Genomic DNA, 22,959 nt, shown 5'->3' with positions numbered 1-22,959 from the left:
GCTTGCGGTGCTCGCGTTGGAGCTGATGATGCTCACCGAGCAGCACGGCTCGCCCGTCAGCGGCGGTGGTGCACTGCCCGCGCACCGGGCAGCCCCGGCAAGCAGCACCGAAGGTCACGGTTCCCTTCGCCGACGGTGCTCGGGTGATGCCGGCCGGGCAGGTCAGCGTGCCGGCCCCAGTGTCATAGGTGAAGTCGTCGATGGTGAAGCCGCCCACAACGGCGGGCCGTAGTGGCCACGGCTTGACCAGCGCGATCCAGTTCTTGCCGTCCAGGGTGTGGAGCATGTCGCCGCTGGCGTAGGCCGAATCGCCCAGCACCTCCACCGACTGGCCCTCGGCGATGGTGGGATCAGCAACGACGAGCTCGGCTCCCACGTTGGCGTCGGAGTTGGCTGGCCCGTTGGTCTTGGTCAGCTCGCACACGGTGGTCAGGCCGGTATCGGGCTCGACCACCACGTGGGCCTTGAATCCGTCCTGGCGACGTTCGCGGGTCTTGTGCGCGTGCCGCGTGTCGGGGTCCACGGTCGAGATCACCCGGTCCGGCGCGGTCTTCCGGGCGATCCGCCACCGCCCATCGGTGCCGTCGGAGTCCTCGGCCGGCTCCACATCCTGGCCCGCGACCAGCGCCAGCAGCGCGACCGCGTCGGCTGGCTTTTCGCCCGCCCTGGTGATCTGCTCGACGTCGAGTGCACCCAGCAGCGCCAGCGCGTCCCCCACGAGCGCGGACACGAGCTCGTCGCGCGCGGCCTGGTCGTCCCAGGCGATCGGCGGTTTCCCCGTGACGGTGTAATCCTGCCCGGTCAACGCCTCGAGCCGGGTGCAGTGCACGGCGATCAGGTCCTTCGCGCCGGGCACCTCACGGCCGACCCGGCGGATCTGGGCGACCAGCTGGGTCACGGTGTCCTGACGGGCCACCGCATCATCAAGGATCGTGGAGTCCAGCGCACGACGCTGCTTGCCCGCCACCGCACCCGTTTCGGCGATCACGTCGCGCACCACCTCGAAGATCCGCTGCGGACGGTCGCTGGCCGCCAGCCGGCGCCGCCAGTAGGTCAACGTCGAGGCATCGAAGCCCTTCGCGTCGATCGCGTACCCGCACGCCGCCTTCCACCGCAGGTCGAAGGTCAACGCATCGACCGCTTCGCGGTCCGAATGCCCAAAGAGCGCCTGCAGCACGATCACCGAGGCGATCACCTCACCCGGGATCGAGGGCCGGCCCCGCCCCGAGGGGAACAGGTCGACGAACAACTCCGCCGGGAACAACCGGTCGCGATGCTCGGCCAGCAGCGCGAACACGCTGCCCGGCTCCAGCAGATGCCCGGCCACCGACTCCACGTCCAGCAACTCCCGCTGCCGATCCGACTCACCCTGCATGGCCACAGGATTTCAGGCCACGCCGATCACCGCACCACGCCGCGCGGATTGTTCAGCAGTCTCCTAGGGCGATCAGCGCAACTCATAGGAACGTGCGAACGCGGCCGTCACCTGCAAAAAGGCAACTTCGTTCGCTATCAACAACCCTCCGAAGGTCGACGTCGGTTAGGTGATGATCGGTTACAGTCGGAAGTGTTTCGAGACAGCGAATGAACACCTCGCAGATACAAGCGATTCGGCTGATTCCGGCAACGCGCGGTAGCACCCCGGCAAGTCCCTGAGTGCCCAGTGGATTTCGGTTCAGATCCCTCCTGATCCCCCGCGGAACCTATCCACTGCTCGACGTCGGAGTGCTGTGAATCCGCGACCGGTTCCTTCGACCGACGTAGTCGGCCACCTGAACGACGAAAGCCTCGGCCGGTGCCGAGGGCCCTCATCGACTCGAACCAGCGAGTTCGAGCAATGCGTGAGAAGTGACTACAGGTCGTAGGTCAGCTCGAACTGGCTCCTTGCAGGGTGGGCAGCTCGTGCGCTCGCTGCGGACGCTTGCGACCGTCGGCGCTCGTCGGCAGGAGGGCTCGGATTGGGCTCGCTTTCATTCGCAATCACCCGCAGTTGGACGCCGACGCCGGCACGCTCCAAAACGGCATCGCCGCAGGTCACGGGCTCGTTCGGCCTCGTGAGCGCAGGCGACCGCACAGGATCGCACGTAGGCTCAGGGTCATGTACGTCTTCCCGATGACGCACCACGTCGAATGCGTGGCGCTCTTGACCAAAACCGGCTCTGACCTGCGGCCGTGAGCAGGATTGCCCCGAGCTTGGTTGTCAGCCCTCCAGACCGGGGGCAGTCCCGGCAGCACGGGCCGCCTACGGCAACGAAATTGCTCCTCCGATAGAACCCCCTCGCTTCAGGGCTGGAAGCTGTCGGGGTTCTCGGCGAACTCCCGTTTGCAGCCTTCGGAGCAGAACCAGATCGTCTGCTCGTGCCACTCGAGGTGGGCGCCGGTGCGTTCGACCGACATCCGGCAGACGGGGTCGATGGTCATCGAGGCGATCTGGCGGAACTGCCCGTCCTCCAGCCACAACACGCGGTCTGCGATCTCGCGGAGCCGGTCGTCGTGGCTCACGATCACGACCGAGCGGTGGTCTTCGTCGGCGAGTCGGCGCAGCAGTCGAGCGAGGTCCCGGCCACGGGAGGCGTCGAGGTTGGCTGTGGGCTCGTCGGCGAGGAGAACGGGTGGGTCGTTGGAGAGCGCGCGGGCGACGGCGACCCGCTGCTGTTCGCCACCAGACATCTGGGAGGGGCGCGCGGTCGCCCGGTGCTCGAGGCCGACGCGGTCGAGCAGTTCTGTGGCGCGGTGGTGGGCGGCGGACCCGGTGGTGCCGGCCAGGTTGGCGGCGACGGCGATGTTCTCGGTGGCGGTCAGTGCGTCGAGGAGGGCGTAGTCCTGGAAGATGAACCCGAAGGTGTGAGAGCGCAGGGCCGGGAGGTGCTTCTCGGGCGCGGCGGCGATGTCCACGTCACGGTTGTCGCGGCCGGTGACGGCGATGGAGCCGGCGGTCGGACGCAGCAGCGCGCCGAGCATCAGCAGCAATGTCGTCTTGCCCGACCCCGACGGCCCCATGACCAGCAGTACTTCACCGGAGGCGACGTCGAGGTCGACCGAGCGGACCGCGTCAACAGCGGTATCGCCGGAGCCGTAGGTCTTGGTGAGTCCTCGAACGGTCAGAACCGGTACGCGGCTGTGTCCTGCTGACACAGCCTGTGAGCCTGCAGCCGGGCCAGGGGTTCCGGCGGTGGCGGCGCTGGTGTTCTCGGTAGTGTTCATCGGGTCTCCCGGAAGGCGGTCGCAGCGTCGAGGGTTGCGATGCGGCGAAGCGGCCACAGGGCGGCGATCAGGCCGACCAGAAGCGCTGTGGCAGTGGTCTGCGCGACTGCGGTTGCGGTGATGGTTATCTGAACGGCAGGTTCGGCTGTCGGAAGCAGCCGGGCAAGCGCCAACGCAGCCGTCGTGGCGACCGCCGAGGCAAGTACGACGGTCAGCAGGACTTGCATGGCCACCGCCCTCGCGAGACGCGGGGTCTGGGCGCCGAGGGCCTTGAGCACGGCGAAGTCTCGCAGCCGGTTCAAGGTGGCGGTCATCAACCCGAGGGCGATGACGGCGAGCGCGATGACCAGCCCGATGGTCGACATCAGTCGCAGGAGGTCGGCACTCATGTCGGTGACGATGCGCGCCTCGGACTCGGTGAACTGCTCCCGGCTCTGCACGGTCACTTCGTCGACCCCGGTGCGGATCCGGTCGGCCACGGTGTTCGGGTCGGCACCTGCGTCGAGGCCCGCGAGCACGTAGGAGACTCGGTCGTCGTGGATGCGAGCGAACTCGGCGAGGTCCACGAACACGGTGGTGTTGGTGATGCTGCTGCCGCTGGTGGAGAACCCGACGGCGCGCACCGGCATGCCCATCACCGTGAACCGGTCGCCCAGACCGATGCCGAGCCGGTCTGCAGCCTGCTCGTCGAGGATCGCCTCACCGGCGCCTGGGAGGCGTCCGGCCACCAAGGCCCTCGGGCCGCCGCCACCGGTGCGGGTGTCATAGCCGACCAGGTAGGTCAGCTGCCGCCCTTGTGGCCCGGCTACCGAGCCGGACGCGAACGCGATCGGGGCGGCCCAGGCGACGCCCGGCACCTCGGCGACGCGGTCGGGAGCGTCGGCCGGGAGCGTGGAGACGGACATGTGCATGGTGCGCACCCCGGCCTGGGAGACGAACACGTCGGCCGGCGAGGTGCGGATGTAGTAGGTCACCCGGTCGACGGCGCCGGCGAAGATGCCGTCCAGGACAAGGACCAGCAGCAAGGACGCCGCCACGCCGAGGACGGTCAGCGTGGCACGCCGCCGGTCGGCGAACAGGAAGCGCCGTCCCACCGGCACGGCCCCTGTCGGGCGTACCCCTCGCCCGGGGTTGGGGGGCGCCGCCGTGGGGTGGAGGGACCGGGTGGTCATCGTCCGCTCCGGAATGCGGAGGCGGCATCGAGCCGGCTGAGCCGGTGTGCCGGCAGCCATGCGGCGAGCAGCGCCATCGCGGCGGCTGCGGCGGCGGTCTGCGCGATCGTGCCGGCAGTGAGCAGGACGGGGAAGGCGGGCCGCCACCACGCGAGGAGCTCCCTGGTGAGGAGCAGGAGGACGACGGCGGCGAGAGTGCCGAGCACCGTCAGGGCCACCGTTTCAGCCACGGCGATCCGCCGCAGTCGCGCCGGGGTGGCGCCGAGAGCCTTGAGCACGCCGAGGTCGCGCTGCTGCTCGGTCACGCGGGTGTAGGCAACCAGCGCGACGACGAGGGTGCCCGCGGCGAAGGCGACCCCGACCATGAGCCGGACCGGCGAGCCGTAGATGTCGGTGGCGAGATCGAGTGATGCCTGGTGCAGCTCGGCCGGGGTGCGCACCGTGTACCCGGCGCCACGAAGCCGTTCAGCGACATCGCCGGGGTCTGAGGTGGTGACCAGCACCGCGCCGGTGGTCCCGGTGGCCCGCAACATCTGGTCCATCCCGGTCGTGGTGGTGAACACCAGCGGGGTCATGAACAAGGCGGTGTCGTCGGTGAGCCCGACTACTCGCATCGGGTGTCCGAGGATCGGCAGCCGGTCGCCGACCGCGAGGGTGTGCTGGTCGGCCCACAGGGTGTCGACGGCGACCTCGTCGGCGGAATGAGGGGCCCTGCCGGCGCTGAGGGCCCACGGGCCGCCGAGACCGCTGGTGGGGTCGAAGGCGACCGCGGCGATCGCGGCCTTGCCGTGCGGCAGCTCGAGGATCTGGTACATCGTGCGAAGCGGCGCGGCCGCCGTCACGCCGGGTGTCTGGGCGATGGTGTCCACCGCGGGTGCGGGGAGCACGCCGGGGTCGGCGAACAGGCTGCGGGTGCCGGCCGGGACCACGACCAGGTCGGCACCGAGGTGGTCGTCGTAAGTGGTGACCCGGTCCTGGACGCCGACCCAGAGCCCGGCGAGCAGCAGCATCAGCATCAGGGCGAGCCCGATCCCGCCGGCGCCGGCGGCGGTGCGCACCGGCCGATTGATGAGGAAGCGGCGGGTGATCGGGACCGATCCTTCGCTGCGGCCCTTCATGTCGGCTCACGTTCCTTGGCCGAGCATTGGTTCGGCGCTCGTGCTACTTGTGGCCGCCGTGTCCACCGGGCATGGCGAACATCATGGCTGCCATCATCGCGGTGCACAGCAGTGCGGTGACGATGATGCCGGACCCGGCAACCCCGGTGAGGACCAGCAGACCGGCGATCACGAGCATCGGGATGCCGCAGATGATCATCATCAGCCGATGGCCACCGTGGCCACTTTGAGGCTGGTGCTCTGGGTGCTCTGTCTCTGTGGCCGCACGGTCGACTTGGGGATTGGTCCATGGCTGGGAACCGCGGCCCGGTTCCGGCTCCAACCCGTTCGGTGTGGTCATGACGTTCGTCCCTTCAGTGATGCCGGCACGTGGCCGAGCCTGGCGTAGAGCGGGCAGTGCCCGAGCGCGCCGGTGACGACGAGGTCGAGGCCCGCCAGCACGAGCAGCAGCTCGAGGGCGACGGCCAACGTGGAGGTGGCTCCGACCAGCAGGACGATGCCGACCACGGCTCCGATGCCGCCGATGATGATGCGGGCCGCCCGTTCGGCGGGGGTGATGTTGATGCTCCAGCGGCTACTCATGACAGTCCTCCAAGTTCTCGCGGACCGTTTCCTGGTCCACTCTCAGCGTCCCGCCCACGGGTGAAGGTGACCGCGGGGGTCGTGTGAAGGTTCGTTGAAGGTGCGCCTTTCACGGGCGTCAACCGCCGTGATGACCCTCGTGGTCGTCGGGGCTCGGCGTCTTCACGGGCGTCGGGCCCTGCTCTGGTTGGTCGTTGTTGATGGCGGGGCCGATGACGAAGGCGGAGAGGGAGAACATCAGCGTGAAGACCGTGAGGGCGAGGGCGGGCGCCTTCCAGGTGCCGAATCGTCGGTAGAGGCGCCGGAGCATGGGCAGGGAGAGGACGAGCCCCAGTACGGCGAACACGACGTTGCCGGTCGCCCCGGTCACCAGCACCGCTCCGCCGAGCAGTCCCACGTGGTGCAGCAGGTGGGGGAGCAGACCCATGATGCCGCCGACCACGGCGGTCACCGCACTCCAGGCGGTGGCCAGAACACTCCGACGCCGGGGAGTCTCGTCGGCGCGGGGCCCTTTGAGGCGCCGGCTCGCTACCTCCCCGGCCGCGGCCTGATGGTCGGACATCGTCACTCCTGGGCCTGGTAGGAGAGCGTGGTCATCATGCCGGTCTCGGCGTGGTAGATGTTGTGGCAGTGGGTGGCCCACTGGCCGGGGTTGTCGGCGTCGAGGTCGACTTCCAGGGCTTGCATGGGGCGGACGACGACGGTGTCCTTGCGAGTGCCGCCGCGGGTGAGCGCGAAGGTGTGCCCGTGGACGTGCATGGGGTGGAACATCATCGTCTGGTTGACGAACCGGAGGCGGACCCGCTCGCCCTGCATCACGGGCAGCGGTTCGCTGTCGGGGAAGGTCTTCCCGTTGAGGGTCCACCGGTAGGGCGCCATGGAGCCGCCCAGTACCAGGTCGTGTCGTCGGTCGGTCGACCTCCGCTCGAGCCGGACGGAGTCGCTCGGGAACAGGTCGGTTCCGAGGAGCGTCTGGCCCGACAGCTCGGGAACCGGGACGTCGGCAAACGGGCGACGTCCCGGGGCGGTGCGGATCACCGCAAGCCCTCGGCCCTTCTTGCCTTCCGCAGAGGCGACCAGCGGGAACACCCCGTCGGACAGCGTGAGGGTGACGTCGAAGCGCTCGCCCATCCCGATCAGCAGCGCGTCGGTGGGCACCGGCGTGACGGGGAAGCCGTCGCTGTGAGTGACGGTCATGCGGTGCCCGCCGACGGCGACCCGGAACGCCGTGTCCGAGCCGGCGTTGACGAACCGGACGCGCACGCGCTGTCCCGGCTTCGCTGCGAGCGTGACGGGGTCGGTGGCTGCTCGTCCGTTGACGACGTAGTGCGGGTAGGCGATGTCGCCGGCGCCGCCCAGGAGCGGGGACTGCATGCCTTCCATGCCGGGCATCCCGCCCATCATCGATCCGCCCATCATCGAGCCGTGGTCCATGCCCGCCATGCCACCCATGGATCCGTCGCCTCCGGCTTGCTGCAGGTCGGCGAGGACCTGGTCCGGGGAGCGGCCGGTGCCGTCGACCCAGTCGTCGAGGACGACGACCCACTCCTTGTCGTACCGTCCCGGCTCCGCCGGGTCGTCGACCACGAGGACGCCGTACAGGCCGCGGTCGAGCTGGACCCCGGAGTGCGGGTGGTAGAAGTACGTGCCCGGGTCCGGGACGGTGAACTCGTACCGGAACGACCCTCCGGCAGCGATCGGGTCCTGTGTCATGCCGGGCACGCCGTCCATGTCGTTGCGCAGCGCCAGGCCGTGCCAGTGCACGCTCGTGGCCGCGGGGAGCTGGTTGCCGACGTCGACGCGAAGCACGTCACCGGCGGTGGCGCGCAGCAGAGGCCCGGGTGCGGTCTCGCCGTACGCCCACGTCCGCACGGCGCGGCCGCCCAGGTCGAGGGTCACCGGTCGTGGGGTGAGCCGGGCCCGGACCAGCTGACCCCCCTTGACTCGGCGAGCCGCCTCCGCGGTGGCCACGGCGTCAGATCCCGGGCCGAGCACCGAGCCGGTGGATCGGCTGCACGACGCGAGGCCGCCCAGGGCGGCAACGCCGGCAAGGCCGGCGGCTCCGCGCAGGACGGCGCGACGGGTGATCTCGGACAAGACAGTGCTCCTGACAGTGCGGCTGGGCGTGACGAGACTCGAAGGGACGAGGGATCGCCTAGTGCACCGAGGCGCGCAGCACGCTGCTGCGGGCGTGGTACTCGTCCTCGTCGATCTCCCCGCGGGCGAACCGCTCGTCGAGGATCTGCATCGGGTCGCGGCGGTCCGGGGTGGACTCACCGGAGCGCTGGGTGCGGAAGAGGGCGAGGACGGCAAAGACCACCAGCGCCCAGAACGCGACCATGGCCACAGTCATGACGATCCAGCCGCCCCAACCCACGCCGTCGTGATACCAACCCATCATCGTCCTCAGCTCCTTCGCTTGCTTGGTGACTCCAGGGTGTCCCCGTCACCCGAGCCAGTTGATCGTGTTCGTGTGAAGGTTCGCTGAAGAACCCGCCGTCACCGGAGGTGGCCTACGGCTCGCCCGGCACCGGGCTGCCACCATGGCGGTATGGGTGATGAGGTCAGCGACGGACGCGACGGCTCGCAGGCCGCTGGTGCCGCGGGGGTTCGTCCCCGGTCGGGCCTGCGGGCGCTGGTGGTCGAGGACGAGACCAAGCTCGCCGAGCTCCTTGGCAGCTACCTCGCGCGCGACGGGTTCGACGTTGCGGTGGTCCACGACGGGCTGGAGGCGGTCGCTACCGCGCGCGCCGTAGATCCCGACGTGGTGGTGCTGGACCTGGGTCTGCCGGGCCTGGACGGCGTGGAAGTCTGCCGGCAGTTGCGGACCTTCTCCGATGCCTACGTCGTGATGCTGACCGCACGCAGTGAGGAGGTCGACACCCTGATCGGGCTCTCGGTCGGTGCCGACGACTACATGACCAAGCCTTTCAGTCCACGGGTCCTGATGGCGCGGGTCCAGGCCATGATGCGTCGCCCGCGGCAGCCGGATGAGGCCGACGCACTGGAAGGAGCGCGCACCTTCGGTGCGCTGGTCATCGACCCCCTGGGCCGGGACGTGTGGCTGGACGGGGAACTGCTGTCGCTCACGCGCACGGAGTTCGACCTCCTCGCCGCCCTCGCCGAGCGTCCACGGATGGCCTTCAGCCGCCGTCAGCTCATCGACGCCGTGTGGGGTCCCACCTGGGTCGGTGACGAGCACCTGGTCGATGTACACATCGGCCACCTGCGCCGCAAGCTCGACGACGACGCGACCCATGCCCGGTTCATCCGCACGGTGCGCGGTGTCGGCTACCGGATGGGCACTGGCCAGTGACCAGCACGCCGACCCCCACCGGCACGGTCCGTGCCCGGCCGCGTTTCGCCGCCCGGCTCCTGGTCGCCCAGGCGCTGGTGCTGGTGGGCGGTGCGCTGACCACGTGGCTGGTCGCCTCGGTCGTCGGTCCCAGCATCTTCAGCGACCACCTCCAGCAGGCGGGCGTGGCTCAGACAGCCGAGGAGACCCGGCACGTGGAGGAGGCTTTCGCCTCCGCACTGCTGATCTCGATCGCCCTCGCCCTGGTCGCCTCGGTCCTCGCCGCGCTGGCCGTCTCGTGGTACTTCAGCCGCCGGGTGCAGCGCTCGATCGGCAACGTCGCCGACGCCGCATCACAGATCGCCGCCGGACGGTACGACGCCCGCGTACCCGACCCGGGCCTCGGTGGTGAGTTCGCCACCCTCGCGCTGACCTACAACCGGCTCGCCGAGCGGCTCGAGGCGACCGAGTCGACCCGGCGCAGCATGCTGGCCGATCTGGCTCACGAGATGCGGACGCCGTTGGCAACCATCGACGCCCACCTGGAGGCCGTGGAGGACGGCGTCCGCACTCTCGACGACGACACCCTGGCCGTCATTCGGGGTTCGACCGGCCGCCTGCGGCGGCTCGCCGAGGACATGGCCGCCGTCTCGCGCGCCGAAGAGGAGGGACTCGACATCACGTTGCGGCCCGTGGCCGCAGTTGACGTCGCTGCGGCTGCGGCCGAGGTCGCCAGGGACCGGTACGCCGCCAAGGACGTGCAGCTGGCTGTGGAGCTCCCGGACGTGGGACAGGTGCGCGTCGACGCTGATCGCATCGGACAGGTCCTCGGCAACCTGCTCGACAACGCGCTAAGGCACACCCCCGCCGGGGGCACAGTGACCCTGGTCTGCCGCCGCGTGGACCGCTGGGTCGAGTACCGCGTGGCGGACACCGGCGATGGCGTGGCGGCCGACCACCTGCCCCAACTGTTCGACCGGTTCTACCGGGCAGATACCGCCCGCGACCGAGACCATGGGGGCTCGGGCATCGGGTTGGCGATCGCGAAGGCGCTGGTCGAGGCCCACGGCGGCGGCATTTCGGTGATCAGCCCAGGGCCTGGGCACGGCAGCACGTTCACGGTGCGGCTTCCCGATCACCGGTAGTTCCTGCGACCGAGCATCGCAGGACCACGTCTCGGCATCTTCAGCGAACCTTCACACAACCTCACCGCGTTTCCCCGAGGACCAGGCGAACGCTGGACCCTGACGAACCTCAACGCCTGAGGGGGCGAGGACCCTGCTCGACGAGGTCCGCAGCAAGCTCGACTCCTGACCACGAAGCCCTCGGACCGTCTGATGAAGGTTCGATGAAGGGATCCCCGGCGACCTTGCGCAGATACCCCTAGGGGGTACAGTGGCCCATGAAGAGATCGCATGAGGTCCTCGCTGCCGAAGAAGGTCGCCATGGCTGTCGAACCGGGATACATCACCGAGAAGCAGGCAATCCTGACGCGGCTGCGTCGCATCGAGGGCCAGATCCGCGGGCTGCAGCGCCTGGTGGACGAGGAGCAGCACTGCATCGACATCCTCACCCAGGTCTCGGCCGCCACCAAGGCCCTCGAAGGTGTCGCGCTCCTGCTGCTCGACCAGCACCTCGAGCACTGCCTGACGCAGACCACGGATGCTGCAGAGGCCCAGCAGAAGCTCAACGAGGCCTCAGCCGCAATCCGACGACTTGTCCGCTCATGATCGATCCGCACAACGAAGGAGCACCCATGCCCCCCACCGACACCAGCCGCAATCTTCAGCTGCTCGACACCTCGGCCGCAGCCGGTGGTTGCGGCTGCGGAGGCTGTGGCTGCGGATCCGACACCGACACAGGCAGTTCGGCTGACACCACCCCTGAAGCAACCGCCTCCGCCGCAACGAAGGAGATCACCATGACCACCAGCATCTACGCCGTCACTGGAATGACCTGCGGCCACTGCGCCAGCGCCGTCACCACCGAGCTCACGACCTTGGAAGGCGTCACGGACGTCGCCGTCGACCTCGTCGCCGGCGGAACCTCCTCGGTCACCGTCACCAGCACCCAGCCGCTGGAGGAGACCCAGGTGGCCGCCGCCCTCGACGAGGCGGGCGACTACCACCTCGCCTGAGTCCCAGCTCCCCGCAGAGCCCAAGCGCGATCCAGCCCGAGCAGGAGGCACAGTCATGACTCAGCAGACCACCCCCAGCGGCGTGAGCGACATCGAGCTCGCTATCGGTGGGATGACCTGTGCCTCCTGCGCAGCCCGGATCGAGAAGAAGCTGAACAAGCTGGACGGCGTCACCGCCATGGTCAACTACGCCACCGAGAAGGCCAAGGTCAGCTACCCGACCACGCTCACCACCGACGACCTGGCCAACGTGGTCCAAGCCACCGGCTACACCGCAACCGTGCCGACTCCGCCGCGCGGCGATCCGGCTCCGACCGACACCGAGCCGGACGCCCGCGACGCCGAGGCCGCCGGCTGGTGGCAACGGTTCGTCGTCTCGGCCGCCCTGACCGTGCCGGTGCTCGCGCTGTCGATGATCCCCGCGCTCCAGTTCGACAACTGGCAATGGATCTCCCTGACCCTGGCCTCACCAGTGGTCGTGTGGGGGGCCTGGCCCTTCCACCGGGCCGCGGTCACCAACGCGCGGCACGGCGCGGCCACCATGGACACCCTGATCTCGGTCGGGGTCTCGGCCGCCTGGCTGTGGTCGGTGTGGGCACTGCTGTTCACCCACGCCGGGATGACCGGGATGCGGATGCCGTTCGACCTCTTACCCGACGGCGAGGCCGACGTGCACATCTACCTCGAGGTCGCGGCCGCGGTCACCACCTTCATCATCGCCGGCCGCTACTTCGAGGCCCGCGCCAAGCGCCAGTCCGGCGCGGCACTGCGCGCCCTGCTCGACATGGGCGCCAAGGACGTCGCCGTCCTCCGCGACGGCGCGGAGGCTCGCATCCCGGTCAACCAGCTCGCGGTCGGCGACAGGTTCGTCGTCCGGCCCGGCGAGAAGATCGCCACCGACGGCGTCGTCGAGGACGGCACCTCCGCCGTAGACGCCTCCATGCTCACCGGCGAGCCGGTGCCCGTCGAGGTCGGGCCCGGCGACACCGTCGTTGGCGCAACCGTGAACGCCGGCGGCCGCCTGGTGGTGCGCGCGACCCGCATCGGCGCCGACACCCAGTTAGCGCAGATGGCCCGGCTGGTCGAGGACGCCCAGAACGGCAAGGCACAGGTCCAGCGCCTCGCCGACCGGGTCTCGGCGGTCTTCGTGCCCATCGTTATCGGGCTCTCCCTGGCGACGCTGGCCGGCTGGCTGCTGACCGGCTACAGCGTCACCGCCGCCTTCACCGCAGCGGTCGCGGTCCTGATCATCGCCTGCCCCTGCGCCCTCGGCCTGGCCACCCCGACCGCCCTGCTCGTCGGCACCGGCCGGGGCGCCCAGCTCGGCGTGTTGATCAAGGGCCCCGAGGTGCTCGAGTCCACCCGCGTGATCGACACCATCGTGCTGGACAAGACCGGCACCGTGACCACCGGGCGGATGGAGCTGGTCGAAGTCGTCCCCGCCGCCGGTGTCGCCGTCGAGGATCTGCTCCGACTGGTCGGGGCACTGGAGCACGGCTCCGAGCACCCGATCGGTCAGGCCATCGCCACCGGCGCCGCCCAACGACTCGGTGTGCGACTGCCTGACGTGGAGGGCTTCTCCTCCACCAAGGGCCTCGGGGTTGCCGGCGTCGTCGACGGCCACGCGGTCGTGGCCGGCCGACGCGGCTGGCTCGCCCGGGAGTGGAGCCAGCCCCTCGACCCGTCGCTGACCGAGGTGGTTGAGGCAGCCGAACAGCGGGGGCGCACCGTGATCGCCGCGGGCTGGGACGGCGCCGCCCGCGGGGTCCTGGTCGTCTCCGACGCCATCAAGCCCACCAGCGCCCAGGCCGTGGCTGAGCTCAAGGAGCTCGGACTCAGGCCGGTGCTGCTCACCGGCGACAATGAACGTGCGGCCCTTGCCGTCGCCTCGGAAGTGGGCATCGACGAGGTCATCGCGGAGGTTCTTCCCGCGGACAAGGTCGCCGTCGTGGAGCGACTGCAGCGCGAGGGCCGCACGGTGGCGATGGTCGGCGACGGCGTCAACGACGCCGCCGCGCTGGCCACCTCCGACCTCGGCATCGCCATGGGCACCGGCACCGACGTGGCCATCGAGGCCTCCGACCTGACCCTGGTCCGCGGTGACCTTCGCGCTGCCGTGGATGCCATCAGACTCTCCCGCCGCACCCTGCGGACCATCAAGGGCAACCTGTTCTGGGCCTTCGCCTACAACGTCGCCGCGCTGCCCCTGGCCGCACTCGGCCTGCTCAACCCACTCATCGCCGGCGCCGCCATGGCCTTCTCCTCGGTGTTCGTGGTGTCCAACAGCCTGCGCCTTCGCCGGTTCCAAGCGGTCTCCACGACATTGGCTGAGGCACCACACGCCACCGATGGCCCGATCGGCACCAACCTTCCCCGAGAAGAGGCCAGAGTTCGATGACCACGCACTCCCATCCCGGCAACCACGACCACGCCGACGCGTCGCAAGACGGTACGGCGACCGCCGTCCTGGAGGTCTCCGGCGTCCAGTGGGCAACCAGCAAGAACGTCGCCGAAGCCGCTCTGTCCCGACGAGCCGGCGTGCTCTCCGTTGACGCCAACCCCGTCGCCCAGACAGCCACCGTCACCTACGACCCCGACCGCACCAACCTGGTCGAGCTGCGGGAATGGGTCCGCGACTGCGGCTTCCACTGCGCCGGCCAGTCCGTCCCCAGCCACGTATGCGATCCGATGTTCGAACCGGGCCACGACCACCCCCACGACGCCGACGACGGCCACGACGGCCACGACGGCCACGACGGCCACGACGGCCACGACGGAACTCCGGGGCATGGCGCGGTGCCCGCATCGCCGGTCTCGTCGCCGCACGACGCGATGGGCCACGGCGGGCACGGCTCGATGTCGATGGCCGACATGGTCCGCGACATGCGCAACCGGTTCCTGGTCGCCCTGGTGCTCGCCGTCCCCATCTCGCTGTACTCCCCGATGGGCCGCGACATGCTCGGTTTCGACGCGGCCGCACCGTTCGGGCTGCGCGACGACATCTTCACCCTGATCCTGTCGTTGCCGGTCATCTTCTACTCGGCGTGGATCTTCTTCGACGGCGCCTGGAGGGCGCTGCGAGCCCGCACCCTGGACATGATGGTGCTGGTCGCGGTGGCCGTCGGTGCCGGCTGGCTCTACTCACTCGGAGTCACCCTCAGTGGCGGGGGCGAGGTGTTCTACGAGGCCGCTGTCATGCTCACCGTCTTCGTGCTCCTTGGCCATTGGTTCGAGATGAGGGCCCGGGGCGGCGCCAATGACGCGATCCGCACGCTGCTCGACCTGGCCCCCGCGAAGGCGATCGTCCTGCGTGACGGCGAACCGGTCGAGCTGCCCACCTCCGAGGTCCAGGTCGGTGACCTGCTGCTGGTCCGGCCGGGTGCCAAGGTGGCCACCGACGGGGTCGTCGAAGAGGGCGAGTCGGAGATCGACGAGTCCATGGTCACCGGCGAGAGCCTCCCGGTGCACAAGTCACCCGGCGACCAGGTCATCGGCGCCACCGTGAACACCAGCGGCACCCTGCGGGTGCGGGCAGCCAAGGTGGGCGCAGACACCGCGCTGGCTCAGATCGTCGCGCTGGTGCAGCAGGCGCAGAACTCCAAGGCCCCAGGACAGCGCCTGGCCGACAAGGCCGCGTTCTGGCTGGTCTTGGTCGCCCTGGTCGGCGGGGTCGGCACGTTCCTGGTCTGGCTCGCCGTGGGCGAGAGCGTGCAGACCGCGCTGCTGTTCGCCATCACCGTCGTCGTGATCACCTGCCCCGACGCCCTCGGCCTGGCCACACCCACCGCGATCATGGTCGGATCGGGACTCGGCGCCAACCGCGGGATCCTGTTCAAGAACGCCACCGCGATCGAGACCTCCGCCCGGATCGACACCGTCGTCTTCGACAAGACCGGCACCCTCACCAAGGGCGAGCCCGAAGTCACCGACGTCATCGTCGACGGGATCGACCACGACCGGCTGCTGGCCCTCGCCGGAGCACTCGAGCGTGAGTCCGAGCACCCACTCGCCCAGGCAGTCGTCCGCCACGTCGACGCGACCGACGTACCCCGTCTCCGGGCCACCGGGTTCCGCAACGTCACCGGCATCGGCGCCCTCGCCGAGGTCGACGGCCACACCGTGGCGATCGGCAACCGCCGCATGATGGAGTCCGAAGTCATCACGATCGGCGCCCTGGGAGACCGCCGCGACGAGATCGCCTCCGGTGGCCGTACCGCAGTGTTCGTCGGCGTCGACGGCGAGGCCGTTGCGGTCATCGGGATCGCCGACGCAGTACGCGAGACCTCCCTGGCCGCCGTGGCGGCCCTGCACGAGGCCGGCATTCGGGTCGCCATGCTCACCGGCGACAACCGGGCGACCGCCGATCGGATCGCCGAGGAGCTCGGCATCGACGACGTGATCGCGGAGGTGCTGCCCGAAGACAAGGCGCACCAGGTCCAGCAGCTCCAGGCTCAGGGCCGCGTCGTGGCGATGGTCGGGGACGGGGTCAACGATTCGCCTTCGCTGGTGCAGGCCGACGTGGGTATCGCCGTGGGCGCCGGTACAGACGTCGCCATCGAAGCGGCCGATGTCGTCCTGATGCGCTCGGACCCCCTCGACGTGCCCGTGGCGCTGACGATCGGCCGGGGCACGCTGCGCAAGATGCGGCAGAACCTCGGCTGGGCGGTCGGCTACAACGCGATCGCGCTCCCGATCGCGGCCGGCGTCTTCGAGCCAGCGTTCGGCCTGGTGCTCCGCCCGGAGGTGGCGGCGCTGTCGATGTCCGGGTCCAGCTTCCTGGTCGCGGTCAACGCGCTCCTTCTCAAGCGACTCCGCTTGCCCCCGCAGGCGACAGGCCCCACGCCCGCGAAGCGTGACGAGCTCCAGCCGCTCCGCTGAGGTTCGTCTGATGCCCGAAGCCCGAGCGCGTCACACTCGGGTGAACCCACGACGTCGGTCCAGGTCGCTCCGTCGTCGGTGGACGGCACTGTGGCCTCGGCCAGGGGCCAGGGGCCAGGTGCCGTCGGTCGCCGCCAAGGCCGTCGGAGTGCCCGGCACCTGACCGTCGTGCCTCCACTGGTCCATGAGCCGGCTGGTGCCGAAGAGCTCGCCACCGGAGGTGATTCCCACGATCCGACCTTGCGGAGTCGAGTCGATCAGGACGAGTTGTGTGCCCGCCAACGGCCGCTGCGTGCTATCGAGACGGACCTCGTGTACTGCTCCGGTCGGGGTCGTGGCCAGCACGCGACCAGGTTGCGACAGCCACGTCAGGCCGACCACCACGACGATGAATGCGCCAAGGGCCAGGTAAGCCATCCGCGCCTCCGATCCCCAAGTAGTCGTCGTGGCGGTAACCACGGCTCTGCAGCGGGCGAGCGGTAGGCCGGTTCCGAGGACGGTGTCACCCGTACTGCGGATCCTTCTGAGGACGCGACGTCACTTGGAAGCATCCGTCCCACCGGCGAAGGACGAGAAGACGGTGCGAGGTACCGGAGGGGGGTACCCTGCGAGTGACGTTTCCGACCCAGAGCCTGGAAGGCATCGCGATGACCGAAATCCAGCCGGCCGGTGAGCAGCAGCCAGCAGATCAGGCTGGGCACCAGCACAGCTACATCGCAAACAACACCAAGGACGACTACCTCAAGCGGCTGCGCCGCATCGAGGGCCAGGCGCGCGGCCTCCAGCGGATGGTGGAGGAGGAGCAGTACTGCATCGACATCCTCACCCAGGTCTCGGCGATGACGAAAGCGCTGCAGTCGGTGGCACTCGGCCTGCTCGACGAGCACATGGCCCACTGCGTGGTCGACGCCGCCCGTGAGGGCGGGCACGAGGCCGAGATCAAGCTCAAGGAAGCCTCCGACGCGATCGCCCGCCTCGTCCGCTCCTGACCCACCACATACCTGCCGTCCAGCCACATCGAGAAGGAATGAGAGCGATGTGCCAGTCCAGCACTACACCGTCACCGGCATGACCTGCGGCCACTGCGTCTCCTCGGTCACCGACGAGGTCCAGGAGATCCCCGGAGTCGTGTCCGTCGACGTGGTCCTCGAGACCGGTGCCGTGAGCATCAGCAGCGCCGGGCCCCTCGACGACGCCGCCGTCCGGTCCGCCGTCGAAGAGGCCGGCTACCAGTTCGCATGACCCGCTGCTGAGCCCGTGAAGCGCGCCATGCTCGAACGCACGGTCGCTGAGCGGATCTCGATCGCGATGCAGAGCCGCGAGCGGTGCTTGCAGTCCACATCGACCCAGCGAGAGGACTGCGGAGCGACGGAGGACGAGATCGAGCTGGCCCGCCGCGGGACGTCGTCGGATCCCCGCTATGCAGCGACGATCGCGTACGGGCTACAGGTCTATCGCGACCCCACCACGACTGTTGACGAGCAGATCGAAGCGCTGCGCTCCCATGGGTTTCAGTGACCTCGAGATCGCCGACGTGGTCGGCCTCGTCGCCCTCAAACATGCTGACTGGCGCGTTCAGCGTCGTCGCCGGACTCCGACCCGACCCTGGTCATGTCGCCCAGCCCCCAGAACGGCCAACGCATGGCGTCAAGCACCTGGTCGATACCATCGGGGCGTGACCCTGCCCGTGCCAGTCCCGACCTCAGCGCAGCACGTGCTGCGGTTGGCTGGGCTGATCCTGGTGCTCGCCGGCCTGTTCGGTATGCACGGACTCAGTGGTCAGAGCAGTGGTCTCAGCGGTGGTCTGAGCGGTGGTCATGGTGCGGCAGGCATGAACACGCAAACCACAGCTTCGCCGGCGCTCATGGCTGCGTCCGCGATGAGCATGGACGCCTCCGACCTTGCCGCGATCCCCGCCGGCTTCGTGTCGGATGCCGGGCTGTCGGCCGGCAACCAGGCAGAGGACCTGATCGATGACGCCTCCGGATCCGGTCATGGCGGCATGGCGATGGGCGCCATGTGCCTGGCCATCCTGGGCGCCGCCGTGCTGGCCCTGCTGCGGCTCCTGCAACGCGCACGGGTAGCACCGGTGGTGTGGACGTTGCCCCGTCCTGCCCGGGCGATCGTTCCGCGTGGCCGGGATCCCGACCCCCCGTCCCTGATCAAGCTGTCGATTCAGCGCTGCTGAGCAGCTGCGGAGCACCCCTGCGGTGGCTCCGCTGGCTCCGCATGCCCTCATTCGACAATTGACTCAGGAGATACACCCATGAAGAGAACACTCATGTCCATTGCCTTCGCGCTCGTGGCAGCACTGACCGTTGCCGGCTGCGGCAGCGACACCGATTCCAACGGGTCCACCGGGTCCACCGAGAGCAGCGACGCGCAGTTCAACGACGCCGACGTGACCTTCGCCCAGTCGATGATCCCGCACCACGAACAGGCCGTGGAGATGGCCACGATGGCCCAGGAGCGCGCCTCCAGCACCGAGGTGAAGCAGCTCGCCGACAAGATCGCAGCCGCTCAGGGCCCCGAGATCGACACCATGACCGGATGGCTCGAGGACTGGGGCCAAGAGGTCTCCTCCGACTCAATGAGCGGGATGGATCACTCCGGCAGCGACATGTCCGGAATGATGAGCGACGACGACATGGAGAGTCTCGGCACCGCTACCGGCGCCGAGTTCGACCAGATGTTCCTCACCATGATGATCGAGCACCACACCGGTGCCATCGAGATGGCCAAGACCGAGCAGCAAGACGGCGAGAACCCCGACGCCATCGCGTTGGCCGAGAAGATCGAGGCCGACCAGACCGCCGAGATCGCCCAGATGGAGGACCTCCTCGGGTCCTGACCACGGCCCAGCTGCCGACCCGGGTATCCACTCAGGCGTGGCCCGCAGATCTCGTGCGGGCCACGCCGCCCCGACACCCCCAGCGCTCGACGGTCGCCCCATCGGGCCCCTCATCGCCTTCCCTCTCCATCCGAAGGAAACCCACATGTCTCTGGCTCGCGCACGGAACAGATCAACACTTCGCCGGATGTCCGCCGGCCCGCTGATCGGCGCTCTCCTGCTTGGCCTGCTTCTGGGCTGCGGCAGCGACCCAGCGAACGACCCCACCTCCGGGCAGGGGGACAACTCAGGCGGATCGGTCGAGCTGGACGGGACCTCGACGCCCCCGTGGCCAGGCCCGACAGACGTACCCGCTCGGGTCGCCAGTGCCGGCCTGGACCTGGGACCCATGGGAACCGCCGAGCACTACCACCCACGGCTGCGGATCATCATCGACGGCAAGGACGTGCCGATACCGGCCAACATCGGCGTCGACCCCACCACCGGCGCCATGTCAGCCGTCCACACGCACGAGACCGACGGGACCATACACATCGAGGCCGACACCGCCGGGGAGACCTTCACGCTCGGCCAGCTGTTCACCCAGTGGGGAGTCACGCTGACCCCGACACAGATCGGCGGGGTGATGGCGCAAGACGGACAGAAACTGGACGTCACCAGCAACGGCGCACCCGTCGCCGGCGACCCCCAGGACCTCCGCCTCGAGCCCGACCAGAAGATCGTGGTGCGGGTGCCCTGACCACCTGCGTCGTTGCCGCGGGCGGAGGCTCCGCACTGGCTGGCCCTACCTACCGTCGGCCATCGGACCGGCGATGGGAGCTCCGACCCACTTGACTACATACCCAAGGGGGGTATGTTGGAGCCATGAGTGAACACCGTCAGCGCAGCGCATCGACCCCGACATCGGTCGTGAAGGATCCCGTCTGCGGGATGGACGTAGACCCGGCCGAGAGCTCTTACAGGACCGAGCGCGACGGGCAGACCTACCACTTCTGCTCGGGCCGCTGCCAGGCGAAGTTCGAGGCCAGCCCTGGGACCTACCTGGTCCCGCGCGCCGATCAGCCCGAGCACGACCACGGCGACCACGACCACGCCGAGCACGGGGATCACGGGAGTGATACGACCGCGGCGGCCGGTGAGACCACCGAGTGGACCTGCCCGATGCACCCGGAGATCCGGCGACCGGGGCCGGGCTCGTGCCCGATCTGCGGGATGGCCCTCGAGCCGGTCACGGTGACCGCGGACAGCGGGCCGAGCCCCGAGCTGGCCGACATGACCCGCCGCTTCTGGGTGGGCGTGGCCCTGTCGATCCCGGTCGTCCTGCTGGGCATGGGCGCCGATCTGGTCCCCGCGATCCATGACCTCATCTCTGCGAAGGCGTCGGCCTGGGTCCAGCTCGTCCTGGCCACGCCGGTTGTGTTGTGGGCGGGCTGGCCGTTCTTCGAGCGCGGCTGGACCTCGGTGCGGACCCTGAAGCTCAACATGTTCACGCTGATCGCGATGGGCACCGGCGTCGCCTGGCTGTTCAGCGTGGTCGCCACCGTCGCACCCGGCATCTTCCCCGACGCATTTCGGATGGACGGCGCGGTCGATGTCTACTTCGAAGCCGCCGCGGTCATCACCACCCTGGTCCTCCTCGGCCAGGTCCTGGAGCTGCGCGCCCGCGAGCAGACCTCGGGGGCCATCCGCGCCCTGCTCGACCTCACCCCCGATTCCGCCCACCGGATCAACCCGGATGGCACCGAGGAGGAAGTGACCCTGGACCAGGTCCAGGTCGGCGACCGGCTCCGGGTCCGCCCCGGCGAGAAGGTCCCCGTCGACGGGAGGGTCGAGGAAGGCCGCTCCTCGCTCGATGAGTCCCTGGTGACCGGCGAGTCGATGCCGGTCACCAAGACCACCGGCGACACCGTCATCGGCGGCACCATCAACCAGACCGGGTCGGTGATCATGCGCGCCGACAAGGTCGGTCGCGACACCATGCTCGCCCGGATCGTCCAGATGGTCGCCAAAGCCCAACGCTCACGGGCACCCATCCAGCGGGTGGCCGACCGGGTCGCCGCCTGGTTCGTGCCCGCGGTCATCGTCGTCGCCGTTGTCGCGTTCATCATCTGGGCCACGGTCGGGCCCGACCCACGCCTGGCGAACGCGCTGATCGTGGCCGTCTCGGTCCTGATCATCGCCTGCCCGTGCGCGCTGGGCCTGGCCACGCCGATGTCGATCATGGTCGGCGTGGGACGCGGTGCCGGGCTCGGCGTCCTGATCAAGAACGCCGAGGCGCTCGAGGTGACCGAGAAGGTCAACACCCTGGTCGTGGACAAGACCGGGACCCTGACCGAGGGCAAGCCGTCGGTCAACCGGATCGTCCCCGCCGCCGGGTTCGACACCGACGAGCTGCTCCGGCACGCTGCGGGCGTCGAGCGCGTCTCCGAACACCCCCTTGCGATGGCCGTCGTGAAAGCCGCCACCGACGCGGGTTTGGCGATCCCGGACGTCTCCGACTTCGACTCGCCGACCGGCAAGGGGGTCGTCGGCACGGTCGAGGGCCGCCGCGTCCTGTTGGGCAGCTCCACCTTCCTGGGCGACCACGGCATCGACACCGGTGTCCTCGCGGTTGAGGCCGACCGGCTCCGCGCCGACGGAGCCACGGTGATCTTCGTCGGCGTCGATGAGCAGGTCGCCGGGATCATCGCGATCGCCGACCCGGTCAAGGACACCACGCCAGCCGCTCTGGAGGCGCTTCGCGCCGAAGGCATCGGGGTCGTCATGCTCACCGGCGACAACCGGGTCACCGCCGAGGCCGTCGCGCGCCGCCTGGGCATCGATCGGGTCGAGGCCGAAGTGCTGCCGGACCACAAGAGCGACATCGTCACGAGGCTTCGTGCCGAGGGACGTGTGGTGGCCATGGCGGGCGACGGTGTCAACGACGCACCCGCGCTGGCCGCCGCCGACGTCGGTATCGCGATGGGCACGGGGACCGACGTGGCCATCGAGAGCGCCGGGATCACCCTGCTCAAGGGCGACCTCACCGGCATCGTCCGAGCGCGGAGACTGTCCCAGGCGACCATGTCGAACATCAGACAGAACCTGGTGTTCGCGTTCATCTACAACGTCGCCGGAATCCCGATCGCAGCCGGCGTGCTCTACCCCGCGTTCGGACTACTGCTGTCCCCGATGATCGCTGCCGCCGCCATGGCCCTGTCCTCGGTCAGCGTCATCACCAACGCCCTACGGCTCCGCGTCAAGCAGCTGTAGGCAGGGTTCCGCGACCACAAGATTGTGCTGCGAGTCCCACAGAAGCGCCCGGCGGCTCGCGAGAACATCACCGATTTCGGCCGTGCGTTCGGGGGCGACTGGGATCGTCTCGGCGCGCTCCCGGAAGTGGGGAGTGCGCCTGTATCGCAGGGCTTCAGGTGGTCGGGGGAGGCAGTCGCATGACCTGTCTTGCGGTCGGGAAGGGTCGCTCAGCGTGGTCACAGGCCGAACGCGCCGCCCTCGATCAGGATGACGAGGCCGAGCACGATGAGGACGAGCGGGAACAAGATGTGCTCCCAGCGCTCGAGCACCTCTGCGATCGGCTTGCGGGTGGCCACGAACTTGGCCGCAAGGACGAGGACGGCGACCAGGGCCAGGAACGCGATGAAATAGGGGCTCTCCTGACTGATCCGTGGGTCATTTCCGGCCCGGGAGGACGGGGCGGTGGCCGCCGAGGTTGAGCATCGCCA

General features: G+C 69.3%; 23 protein-coding genes. 13 read left to right on the top strand and 10 right to left on the bottom strand.

The features are described from left to right. The 9 genes from Q1B24_RS21510 to Q1B24_RS21470 all read right to left on the bottom strand — a co-directional run. A partial coding sequence (locus tag Q1B24_RS21510; protein ID WP_299932894.1) for a transposase occupies positions 1-1,375 on the bottom strand: 1,375 nt, incomplete at its 3' end. Between the two features lie 908 nt (positions 1,376-2,283). Then, positions 2,284-3,135 carry an ATP-binding cassette domain-containing protein gene (locus Q1B24_RS21505; protein WP_299932891.1) on the bottom strand — a complete coding sequence of 284 codons (852 nt, stop codon included), beginning with the start codon at positions 3,133-3,135 and terminating at the stop codon, positions 2,284-2,286. Between the two features lie 65 nt (positions 3,136-3,200). Then, a complete protein-coding gene (locus Q1B24_RS21500) occupies positions 3,201-4,298 on the bottom strand; it encodes an ABC transporter permease (protein ID WP_299932888.1) in 1,098 nt (365 codons plus the stop codon). Between the two features lie 74 nt (positions 4,299-4,372). Beyond that, the gene (locus tag Q1B24_RS21495) at positions 4,373-5,494 is read right to left on the bottom strand and encodes an ABC transporter permease (RefSeq protein WP_299932885.1); all 1,122 of its coding nucleotides are present in this window, start codon (positions 5,492-5,494) and stop codon (positions 4,373-4,375) included. Between the two features lie 43 nt (positions 5,495-5,537). Then, the gene (locus Q1B24_RS21490) at positions 5,538-5,696 is read right to left on the bottom strand and encodes a hypothetical protein (protein WP_299932882.1); all 159 of its coding nucleotides are present in this window, start codon (positions 5,694-5,696) and stop codon (positions 5,538-5,540) included. A 134-nt stretch (positions 5,697-5,830) separates the two neighbouring features. Beyond that, complete coding sequence (locus tag Q1B24_RS21485) at positions 5,831-6,076, bottom strand: DUF2892 domain-containing protein (protein ID WP_299932879.1); 246 nt, start codon at positions 6,074-6,076, stop codon at positions 5,831-5,833. A gap of 118 nt (positions 6,077-6,194) precedes the next feature. Continuing rightward, positions 6,195-6,638 (bottom strand): hypothetical protein, encoded by a 444-nt coding sequence (locus tag Q1B24_RS21480; RefSeq protein WP_299932876.1) that lies wholly within the window; start codon positions 6,636-6,638, stop codon positions 6,195-6,197. 2 nt (positions 6,639-6,640) lie between these two features. Continuing rightward, positions 6,641-8,173, bottom strand: coding sequence for a multicopper oxidase family protein (locus Q1B24_RS21475; RefSeq protein WP_299932874.1), 1,533 nt, complete (start codon positions 8,171-8,173; stop codon positions 6,641-6,643). A gap of 58 nt (positions 8,174-8,231) precedes the next feature. After that, the gene (locus Q1B24_RS21470; RefSeq protein WP_299932871.1) at positions 8,232-8,429 is read right to left on the bottom strand and encodes an SHOCT domain-containing protein; all 198 of its coding nucleotides are present in this window, start codon (positions 8,427-8,429) and stop codon (positions 8,232-8,234) included. A gap of 282 nt (positions 8,430-8,711) precedes the next feature. Between Q1B24_RS21470 and Q1B24_RS21465 the strand changes: the two genes are divergently transcribed. From Q1B24_RS21465 to Q1B24_RS21405, 13 genes are all read left to right on the top strand, one after another. Further along, positions 8,712-9,392 (top strand): response regulator transcription factor, encoded by a 681-nt coding sequence (locus Q1B24_RS21465; protein WP_366916576.1) that lies wholly within the window; start codon positions 8,712-8,714, stop codon positions 9,390-9,392. Beyond that, positions 9,389-10,516, top strand: a complete 1,128-nt coding sequence (locus Q1B24_RS21460; RefSeq protein ID WP_299932868.1) for a HAMP domain-containing sensor histidine kinase — start codon at positions 9,389-9,391, stop codon at positions 10,514-10,516. Before Q1B24_RS21465 ends, Q1B24_RS21460 begins: the two co-directional genes overlap by 4 nt. A gap of 300 nt (positions 10,517-10,816) precedes the next feature. Continuing rightward, entirely contained in the window at positions 10,817-11,101 is a 285-nt protein-coding gene (locus tag Q1B24_RS21455) for a metal-sensitive transcriptional regulator (protein WP_299932865.1), read from the top strand. Between the two features lie 191 nt (positions 11,102-11,292). Beyond that, the gene (locus tag Q1B24_RS21450; protein ID WP_299932862.1) at positions 11,293-11,508 is read left to right on the top strand and encodes a heavy-metal-associated domain-containing protein; all 216 of its coding nucleotides are present in this window, start codon (positions 11,293-11,295) and stop codon (positions 11,506-11,508) included. Between the two features lie 55 nt (positions 11,509-11,563). Further along, positions 11,564-13,906, top strand: a complete 2,343-nt coding sequence (locus tag Q1B24_RS21445) for a heavy metal translocating P-type ATPase (RefSeq protein ID WP_299932859.1) — start codon at positions 11,564-11,566, stop codon at positions 13,904-13,906. Beyond that, entirely contained in the window at positions 13,903-16,386 is a 2,484-nt protein-coding gene (locus tag Q1B24_RS21440; RefSeq protein ID WP_299932857.1) for a heavy metal translocating P-type ATPase, read from the top strand. Before Q1B24_RS21445 ends, Q1B24_RS21440 begins: the two co-directional genes overlap by 4 nt. A gap of 647 nt (positions 16,387-17,033) precedes the next feature. Then, the gene (locus Q1B24_RS21435; RefSeq protein WP_299932854.1) at positions 17,034-17,375 is read left to right on the top strand and encodes a metal-sensitive transcriptional regulator; all 342 of its coding nucleotides are present in this window, start codon (positions 17,034-17,036) and stop codon (positions 17,373-17,375) included. A 79-nt stretch (positions 17,376-17,454) separates the two neighbouring features. After that, positions 17,455-17,628, top strand: coding sequence for a heavy-metal-associated domain-containing protein (locus tag Q1B24_RS21430; RefSeq protein WP_299932896.1), 174 nt, complete (start codon positions 17,455-17,457; stop codon positions 17,626-17,628). A gap of 15 nt (positions 17,629-17,643) precedes the next feature. Next, complete coding sequence (locus tag Q1B24_RS21425) at positions 17,644-17,904, top strand: hypothetical protein (RefSeq protein WP_299932851.1); 261 nt, start codon at positions 17,644-17,646, stop codon at positions 17,902-17,904. Positions 17,905-18,061: 157 nt separating this feature from the next. Further along, positions 18,062-18,574, top strand: a complete 513-nt coding sequence (locus tag Q1B24_RS21420; RefSeq protein WP_299932848.1) for a DUF6153 family protein — start codon at positions 18,062-18,064, stop codon at positions 18,572-18,574. Between the two features lie 78 nt (positions 18,575-18,652). Further along, on the top strand, positions 18,653-19,237 hold the full coding sequence (locus Q1B24_RS21415; protein WP_299932845.1) for a DUF305 domain-containing protein: 585 nt from the start codon (positions 18,653-18,655) through the stop codon (positions 19,235-19,237). 388 nt (positions 19,238-19,625) lie between these two features. After that, complete coding sequence (locus tag Q1B24_RS21410; protein WP_299932842.1) at positions 19,626-19,976, top strand: hypothetical protein; 351 nt, start codon at positions 19,626-19,628, stop codon at positions 19,974-19,976. A gap of 125 nt (positions 19,977-20,101) precedes the next feature. Beyond that, a complete protein-coding gene (locus Q1B24_RS21405) occupies positions 20,102-22,489 on the top strand; it encodes a heavy metal translocating P-type ATPase (protein WP_299932839.1) in 2,388 nt (795 codons plus the stop codon). Positions 22,490-22,707: 218 nt separating this feature from the next. On the opposite strand, the gene Q1B24_RS21400 is transcribed toward Q1B24_RS21405, so the two are convergent. After that, positions 22,708-22,959 (bottom strand): cadmium resistance transporter (locus Q1B24_RS21400; RefSeq protein ID WP_299932836.1); only part of this gene is annotated, 252 nt, incomplete at its 5' end.

Source organism: uncultured Nocardioides sp., assembly GCF_947488025.1.
In the GTDB taxonomy this organism is placed as follows: domain Bacteria; phylum Actinomycetota; class Actinomycetes; order Propionibacteriales; family Nocardioidaceae; genus Nocardioides.
The sequence above is the reverse complement of the archived record's forward strand: the minus strand, read 5'-3'. Positions and strand labels throughout refer to the sequence as shown.